4 protein-coding genes and 2 pseudogenes are annotated in these 7615 nt (G+C 52.6%); 5 read left to right on the forward strand and 1 reads right to left on the reverse strand.

All coding sequences use genetic code 11. From position 1 onward, the window contains the following. Positions 1-612: toprim domain-containing protein (locus BG74_RS07270; RefSeq protein ID WP_501037421.1), on the forward strand; the 612-nt coding region annotated here is incomplete at its 5' end. Positions 613-1472: 860 nt separating this feature from the next. Continuing rightward, a pseudogene (mtnK, locus tag BG74_RS07280) lies at positions 1473-2647 on the forward strand (S-methyl-5-thioribose kinase). Positions 2648-3239: 592 nt separating this feature from the next. Here the strand turns inward: mtnK and BG74_RS13870 are convergent. Next, positions 3240-3347: pseudogene (locus BG74_RS13870) on the reverse strand (putative quinol monooxygenase); the annotation flags it as partial. 276 nt (positions 3348-3623) lie between these two features. On the opposite strand from BG74_RS13870, the gene parC reads away from it, so the two are divergent. The 3 genes from parC to BG74_RS07295 all read left to right on the forward strand — a co-directional run. Further along, the gene (gene parC / locus BG74_RS07285; protein WP_066597550.1) at positions 3624-5897 is read left to right on the forward strand and encodes a DNA topoisomerase IV subunit A; all 2274 of its coding nucleotides are present in this window, start codon (positions 3624-3626) and stop codon (positions 5895-5897) included. Positions 5898-6053: 156 nt separating this feature from the next. Further along, a complete protein-coding gene (locus BG74_RS07290; protein ID WP_066597552.1) occupies positions 6054-6788 on the forward strand; it encodes a 1-acylglycerol-3-phosphate O-acyltransferase in 735 nt (244 codons plus the stop codon). 228 nt (positions 6789-7016) lie between these two features. After that, a partial coding sequence (locus BG74_RS07295) for a multicopper oxidase domain-containing protein (protein ID WP_187202768.1) occupies positions 7017-7615 on the forward strand: 599 nt, incomplete at its 3' end.

Genomic DNA, 7615 nt, shown 5'->3' on the forward strand with positions numbered 1-7615 from the left:
CAAGCGCGCGATCGAGAATATCAGGCTATCATGCCGCTGAAAGGGAAGATCCTTAATACTTGGGAGGTATCTTCCGACGAGGTGTTGGCATCGCAGGAAGTCCATGATATTTCGGTGGCGCTAGGTATCGATCCTGATAGCAACGATCTTAGCCAGCTGCGCTACGGTAAAATTTGTATCCTGGCGGATGCGGACTCTGATGGCCTGCATATCGCCACGCTTTTATGTGCCTTGTTTATGAAGCATTTTCGCAAGCTAGTGGAGGAGGGGCATGTCTACGTGGCAATGCCGCCGCTTTACCGCATCGATCTGGGCAAAGAGGTTTATTACGCCCTGGATGAGGAAGAGAAGACCAGCATGCTGGAGCAGTTGAAACGCAAAAAAGGCAAACCTAGTGTGCAGCGTTTTAAGGGACTGGGGGAAATGAACCCGCTACAGTTGCGCGAAACTACGCTCGATCCCAATACCAGACGGTTGGTGCAGTTAACAGTGGGAGCGGACGATGTGCAGCAGACGCTTGCGATGATGGATATGCTGCTGGCGAAAAAGCGCGCCGAAGACCGCCGCAACTGGCTGCAAGAAAGGGGCGACGAAACGGAAATCGAGGTATAAGCCTCGGGAGAACCCCGGCGTGCGCTAAGATGCCGTATGTTTCATGTCGCAGCAGCAAGCTTAATTGCGACGATAGGTTGTTGACCTCATTTCACCACGCAGTGAGTCCTGCTAGGAATAAAACAGGCCTTTACACGGCGGTTTGTCAAACCACCCTTAGTTTGCCAGAGAAGCGTCAAACACTGTTTATGCCGCCATTCTCAGGCGCGCCGAATGATTCCCATAGTGGCATCTCCAAGATGCGTCGTCATGTTTGACCCATGCTAGACGCTGGCGTTGTGGCGATAAACGGCTGACGTAACGCACTACAAGGTTGCCAGTGGCTTTTTTTGCGTTGTCTCTCCTCGACTTGCAGTGCCCGCCTGTGTCGCCAGCGTTTCACCTCTAAAGGATATCAACGCAGAACGCTACCTCTCTGCCGGCAGCGGGCATCTTTGTTTGCCGGTTGCTACCAGCAGGCATCGATGTTAGTATTTGGCTATCAAGACATAAGGATGGCTGGATCCCCAGACGTCACTGATTTTCGGCAGATCATTACAAGGACGCTCATGGCGTAAAAATATGCGTTTTGCTGAATTAGTCGCCGCTTGCCGCTGGGTAGGCGCGCGAGGCTGGAGGCCCAGACACCGGCGGCAACACATTGCAGATGCGAGACACGCACAGCTGTTTTATCGCCGCGTCCAGTTTAGAAAAAGGCAACCTTGTCCTCGATGATTTTATTGCCGTGGATATCCATACTGGCAGAGACACTAGTTTTGGCGCCAACCCCTTCCGCAAAAACAGGTTTACATTCCTTAAGATGTATAAAAGTCTAAATTTTTACGCCCTTACAGTCTTTTTGCAGCTAATCAGGGAAGTCGATATTATTATCTTACCGTACTCCTTTTACCGCCACTGACGCGGTGGCCTATTCCTGTCAGTTCGCCTAAGCGAAATTGCCGCGTATGAGATCGGTGACGGTGTGATCTCAATCTAGTGTTCCAAATTTTGGATGCTAACGGCGTCAGTCTGGTCATAGTCAAACAGGCGCTGCCGTATGTGCGCTGCGTCGGGGAATCCTGGCTGCTGACGATTGATCGAGCGTGTATCGAGGCGGAAACACTGCTCATTCATGGCCGCTATTGCCCGAAGCACACGGTGCGGGTGATTCTCCCCAGGCGACAATGGTGCTGGAAGATCTTTTCGATAATCTCATCTGGCGCAGCGAGATAGTGGAGGGGTATGGTATCCTGATGCTGCACGTCAGTTGGGCGAATATCTGGCGAAGACGTTGTTTCACACCTCTGATTTCTATCAGCCGTCCGAGGAGAAAAAATGAAGTCGCTCGTTTTTTAACTCTGAAAAATGTGCCGCATAACGGAAGATCTGTTCTTCGCCGACCCTTTATCAGGTCCATAAGCGCAACGCCTATGAACCTGAGCTTGGGCGACCGCGGCCGTGGTGCGCGCCGATCAGTAACTGAAGCTCAGGGTGGCAGCGCTCAAACACCGTTTCTTGACAAAAGCGCTGACGCTGCTGCATGGGGATATTCACAGCGTTTCCCTTTTTATCGCTCGCGAACGTCTGAAGATGATCGATACTGAATTTGGCTACTATGGTTCCGTGGGTTTTGATATTGGCACCGCAGTGGGCAATTTATTGCTTAATTACTGCGGTTTGTTGGGGAGATGCTGCCGCTGCGCGACGCTGCAGCAGACGCGAGTGGGCGTCGTGCGGTCTGGCAAGCGTTCAGTGAGGGATTTCAAGGCGTAGCGGCGAAAAAAGCCGTGACTACACCTTGGCTGAGCTCGGTTACGTACAGCTGTTTTTGCGTGAATTTTTATAAGACGTGATAGGGTAATTGCAGCATAGAGCTTATTCGGCGTACGGTGGGGGCTAAGCAGCCCACGTTAGCGATCTTGACGGGATTCGTGATGCCGAAATGCGCCACGCTTGCCAGCGTCGGGCACTGGCGCTGGGCAAGATGTTGATCCTCGCCGCGCTGCACATCACTAACGTCGCTGTGTTGGACGCCTTTATACGTCAACATGTCTGAGTGCCAGGAAGGGGCTGCCTAGAGTTTTCCTGCACCTCGGCCGTACAGATACGGACAAAACGGCTTTCTGTCAGGTGGTATCCCTTACACGAAGGACAATTTTCTTACGGCCGATACGGTAAATCTTAATTCCTCTTATGGTAAAAACGAGAATCACTTAATGAGAAGGAACAGGGAATGAATATATTTCTGTGGATAATTGCCATTATTTTTTTATCGTCGGCCTGCTGACGTTGATCAGTGTGTTTAAATTGATCTTCTGATTCCGACTAGCGCTAACAGCACACCCACCCGTTAGCGCTAGTCTCTTTTCCCATTGCCTTTGCGCAATCAACTAAAATAAAGTGGTCGTGACCGGCCAATGTGTATCCTACCTATTTAGGCTTAGGCTCCCGTGCGTCTCTCTAAAATATGAAATGTAACATCCATCACGTCATCGACAATAATTGGCATGATGGGCATCTATAATGTGCCGTTTGTTGGTGCTACTTCAAATGCTGAATGCTCTTCCATTGTTATAGCATAAAATGGAGTCGAGAACGGTTTTACGCTACGGTACTTACGCTTTATAGTTAGTGAGCAAAGTACATGCGCCGTATCCGTCTTCGGCCAGCACGTTCGGCCTGAGCGCTTCGATAGCAGCTAAAACTGTTTCTCTTTGTCCCGGTTTAACTTTGATTTCTACAATTATCGTGATCATCGTTTCTTCTGTTTCACTTTCGTTCGTGGATGCTACCTAATCTTTTAACCAAAGACGCGAGCTGGATGCCCGTGATATTTTATCACATCCGTGATTAGATCACTTAATATTACACTGAATACAGTAGGGCCTAAGCTGCGCTGACGTATTGGCGCCTGCGCGAGTCCTGTGACAGCGAGGGAGATAGGGTAGTATCATGTTCACGAACTCATACCGCAGCATATGGGATGTGGCTGCTCACGTGGCAATTACCGCGGTCAGAGGAAACAATAATCAATGAGCAAGCTGACTCATGACGGCGCTGAACGCCTGGCGCTGCGTAAATTTACCGAAAACGCGTACCTTAATTATTCCATGTACGTCATCATGGATCGTGCGCTACCGTTTATCGGCGACGGGCTCAAGCCGGTGCAACGCCGTATCATCTACGCGATGTCGGAACTGGGGCTGAACGCCAGCGCGAAATATAAAAAGTCAGCGCGCACTGTCGGCGATGTATTGGGTAAATATCATCCCCACGGCGATAGCGCTTGCTACGAAGCCATGGTGTTGATGGCACAACCTTTCTCTTACCGCTATCCGATGGTGGAAGGCCAGGGCAACTGGGGGGTGCCGGATGATCCTAAATCCTTCGCCGCCATGCGCTACACGGAATCGCGCCTGTCCCGCTATGCCGAAGTGTTGCTCGGCGAATTGGAGCAGGGCACGGTGGATTACGTGCCTAATTTCGACGGGACGCTGGAAGAACCGAAGATTCTGCCGGCGCGGTTGCCGAATGTGTTATTAAACGGCACGACCGGCATCGCGGTTGGGATGGCGACTGATATACCGCCGCATAATATCATCGAAGTGGCGGCCGCGGCGATTGTGCTGCTGGACAATCCTTCCGCCACGTTGGAAAACTTGCTTGAACATGTAAAGGGGCCAGATTTTCCCAGCGAGGCGGAAATTATTACCCCCCATGAGGATTTGCGCAAGATTTACCAGACCGGTCGCGGCTCTGTGCGCATGCGCGCGCTATGGACCATCGAGGAGAGCGAGGCGGTTATAAGGGCGTTGCCGTATCAGGTATCCGGCGCTAAGGTCCTTGAGCAGATAGCCAGCCAAATACGCGCGAAGAAATTGTCGATGGTGGAGGATTTACGCGACGAATCTGACCATGAAAACCCGACCCGCCTCGTTATTGTCCCGCGCTCAAACCGCGTTGACCTGACACAGGTCATGAATCATCTGTTCGCCACTACCGATTTAGAACGCAGCTATCGAGTCAATATGAACATGATCGGGCTGGACGGCCGTCCAGCAGTGAAAAACCTGCACGATATTTTGTCGGAATGGTTGGTGTATCGTCGCGATACTGTGCGACGCCGTCTGAACTTCCGCCTGGAGAAAATCCTACGCCGGTTGCATATCCTGACCGGCTTGTTGGTGGCCTACCTCAACCTGGACGAGGTGATCCATATTATCCGCGCCGAGGATGATTCGAAGCAGATTTTGATCCAGCGATTTGAGCTGAGCGAAACCCAGGCTGACGCTATTCTCGAGTTGAAACTCCGCTATTTAGCCGAATTGGAAGAAATGAAGCTACGCGGCGAACAGAGTGAGCTGGAGAAGGAACTCGACAAGATCCAGATGGTCCTAGCTTCGGAATGCAAACTGGGCAACTTGCTGAAAGAAGAAATCGAGGCGGATGCCGCCGCTTACGGCGATGCACGCCGCTCGCCGCTGGTGGAACGCGACGAGGCGAAAGCGCTGAGCGAAAATGAGCTTATTCCTTCGGAGCCGGTGACAGTGATCCTATCGACCATGGGTTGGGTGCGCAGCGCCAAGGGCCACGATATTAATCCGAGCGGGCTCGGTTACCGATCCGGCGATGATTACCTGTTGTCAGTTCGTGGTAAGACCAACCAACCGGTAGTGTTCATCGATTCTACCGGACGAAGTTATGCCTTAGAGCCTGCCAGCCTGCCGTCTGCACGCGGCCAGGGTGAACCGCTGACCAGTAAGCTAACGTTGCCGCCAGGCGCATCGGTGGAGCAAATTCTCACCGGCGCTGACGATCAGAAATTACTGATGGCCTCCGATGCCGGCTATGGTTTCGTGTGCAGATTTAGCGATTTGTTGGCGCGCAATCGCGCCGGTAAGGCGCTGTTAAAGCTGCCGGAAAACGCCAAGGTCATGCCACCACTATGGATAAAAGGCGCCGCTGATAAGCTGTTGGCGTTCACCGAAGCCGGGCGTCTGCTGATATTTTCGGTCGACGATCTGCCGCAGCTGTCGAAAGGAAAAGGCAGTAAAATCATTTCTATCCCGTCCGCGGATGCGGCAGCAGGCAAGGATCGCCTCGCCGGTCTATATCTGCTGTCTACCAAGGCTTCCGCCGTTTTCTATGTCGGCAAACGTAAGCTCACTCTCCGCCCGGAAGACTTGCAGAGGTTCAGCGCCGCCCGAGGGCGTAAGGGAACCTTGTTGCCACGTGGACTGCAGCAAGTCGATTGGGTAGAAATTAACGATCCGCTGGCCGGTTCTGGAGAAGAGAAAAAGGCGTAATATGCGCGCCGGCCTGGCGTCTCCCGGCCGGTTTTCTCTACAGTAATAGGTGATAACCCTCCGTGTTTTCCAACACCGTCCGACGGCTGGGGGAGTAACCGTGTATTTTGTCAGAAAGCCGATATACTAGCGATGACTGAAGGTTAAGGGGTAACTATGCTCGCTATTTTTCGCATCATTTTAGTGGTGCTGTTGTCGATAATTATCTGCGTTTTTGGCTTAATTTATTGCTTGTTCAGCCCGCGAGACCCCCGTCATGTCGCCACCTTCGGGCGCTGGTTTGGCCGTATGTCGCCCCTGTTTGGTATCCGAGTGGAAGTTCGTCATCCCAAAGGCGTGACTCTGCCGCAAAATTGCATTTATATCGCCAATCATCAGAACAACTACGATATGGTGACCGCTGCCTATGTAGTGCAGCCTCGTACCATAACAGTGGGGAAAAAAAGCCTGCTGCGAATCCCGCTGTTTGGGCCGCTTTACTGGTTGACCGGCAATTTGCTTATCGATCGCAATAACAGCGCCCGCGCCCACAGCACACTCACTGAAATTGTTCAGAAAATCAAAAAGCGTAATATTTCCATCTGGATGTTTCCGGAAGGGACCCGCAGCCGCGGTCGCGGTTTACTTCCCTTTAAAACTGGGGCGTTCTACACTGCGATTGCCGCCGATGTTCCTATTGTACCAATTTGCGTTTCTAATACCTCCAACAAAATTAAACTCAATCGTTGGTCCAACGGCTTGGTCATCATCGAAATCCTACCACCGGTTGAAACGTCCGGTTACAGCCGTGAGCAGGTGCGCGCGTTGACCAGGCACTGTCGGGAAGTGATGAAAAACAAGCTAGATGATTTGAATGCGGAAGCGGCCAGGCGGGAAGCGAGGGAGCGTTGAAGGATTTCAACGCAGAATCCCTCGGTAGCGTCCTGAGGAACAACAGGCGCCGCGAGGGCGAGAGCGTTTTCCCCGATGCCGGCCGGCGGAACCGTAACAATAAGGCCGTAGCCGAGACGAACAGAGGCCTAGGACGCCTATGCGTCCCAGTTATACGGTTGATAATTTTCCGGTCTGCCGCAGGTTAGATATTACGAGAAAATCTTTGCCGTCTCTAATGGAGCAGATATGTCACTCAGTCGGCGTAGGTTTATTCAGACAACAGGGGTTACCCTTGCGGCCTGTGCACTGCCACTGCAGGCACGGGCCGCCGATGCGCCCGTGGCGCTGCCGATCCCACCCTTGCTGGAATCACGACGTGGGCAGCCGTTATTTCTGACGCTGCAGCGCTCGCGCTGGGCCTTTTCCGCCGAAAGACGCGCCGCTACCTGGGGCATCAACGGCGGTTATCTCGGCCCGACGGTGCATGTGTTCAACGGTGATGACGTCAAGCTTGTTTATAACAATCGACTGAATGAACCTGTAGCGATGACCGTCAGCGGTCTGCAGGTACCCGGTACGCTTATGGGCGGCGCGACGCGAAGGATGTCACCCGGTGCGGACTGGTCACCGGTGATTCCCATCCGTCAGCCGGCGGCCACCTGCTGGTACCATGCCAACACCCCTAACCGCATGGCGCCGCATGTTTACAATGGACTGGTAGGGCTGTGGCTGGTGGAGGATGTGCTAAGCAAAGTGTTGCCACTGCCGAATCATTATGGAGTCGATGACTTCCCGCTCATTATTCAGGATAAACGGTTGGATAATTTCGGCCAGCCTGTGTACAA

It is taken from the genome of Sodalis-like endosymbiont of Proechinophthirus fluctus (genome assembly GCF_001602625.1).
Classification (GTDB): Bacteria; Pseudomonadota; Gammaproteobacteria; order Enterobacterales; family Enterobacteriaceae.